This window comes from Serratia sp. N21D137 (genome assembly GCF_047530005.1).
Taxonomy (GTDB): Bacteria; Pseudomonadota; Gammaproteobacteria; order Enterobacterales; family Enterobacteriaceae; genus Chania; species Chania fonticola_B.
In genome coordinates this window covers 1-1,189 of sequence record NZ_JBLJAJ010000106.1, presented here as the reverse complement: position 1 = coordinate 1,189, position 1,189 = coordinate 1, and the positions used below count along the sequence as shown (strand labels likewise).

The following is a 1,189-nucleotide window of genomic DNA, read 5'->3' as shown; positions in this document are numbered from 1 at the left end:
CAGGAAGCCTTTCATCAACACCGCGAACCCGGGCCGTTTGGGCTTATCCCGCACCGTCATCGACAGCGCTTCGTAGACCTTCGGCAACAGTTGGCCCCGTTTGCGGTTGGCCAAAAAGCCGTAGTAACGCACCATCTTAAAATGCCGTGCCGGAATATGGCTGATATAGCGCCCCAGCATCTCTTCCTGGCTGATGTTCTGGCGTTTGTGCTGCTGCGTGCGGTGGTCGTAATATTTATGAACTACTGCGCCGCCGCGGTAATGCCGGAGCTGGGAAGCCGCCACCGGCGGACGCTTCAGATAACGGCCAAGGTATTTCACGCTGCGCCACGCGCCCCGGGTCTTTTTGGCAAAGTGCACTTTCCAGGCTCGACGATATTGCGCATGGAGATAGCGGTACTACCGATACTCGTTACGGATATGGCCCAGGCCCGGCAAGCCACCGGGGTTGATGCGCGCATAGTTGTCACGCAGCAGGTAAATGACGGCATTACGCCAGATTTGCTCTACCTCTTTCTTTTTAAAAAACAGGTGTCGCCAGGTGTTGTGTTTGACGTCGAGCCCGCCGCGGGTGACGGAGACGTGAATATGCGGATGCTGATTGAGCTGTCGGCCGTAGGTGTGCAGCGCACAAAAGATGCCCACTTCGATCCCCTGCCTGCGGGCCCAGCGGAGCATGGCGCGGGTGGCACAGCGGAACAGATCATTGAGCAGTGGCCAGTTATTGTTGAAAAACGGCCACAGCAGATGAGGCATAGTAAACGTGACGTGCTGCCAGTCACAGTCGGGCAGGATGTGTTGCTGCTCAGCGATCCACTGCTCGGTGGCCTTGAGGCCACAACTGCTGCAGGCCTTGGACTTGCAGCTCTGGCAGAAGAAGCGGGCATGGGTACAGTCGGATGAGGCGCAACAGTAACGGCGAACGCCCATGAGGCAGGTACCGCAGGCGAGCATGCGCTCGACGGCGAGTTTGGTCCAGTCGCTGAGGGTGTCGCCATGTTTATCCAGGTACTGGCTCCAGCCGTCGTCATGCTGGAACAGCAGCTTTGTGGGTCGCGGAATATACATGGTGCAGAGTATAGAGGGTGGCAGGGAATGGGAAAAGAGCCTCGGCGTCAGCGTGCTCACGTCGCAGACGTGCTCATTTTATGCGGGTATTAGTGCGGGGCGATCAGCCTGCCCCGACGTT

Annotated in this window: 1 pseudogene; it reads right to left on the bottom strand. The window is 58.1% G+C overall.

Going from position 1 to position 1,189, the window contains the following annotated elements:
• Window positions 1-1,068, bottom strand: a pseudogene (locus tag ACMV5H_RS25525) (IS91 family transposase); the annotation flags it as partial.
• Window positions 1,069-1,189 lie beyond the last annotated feature (121 nt).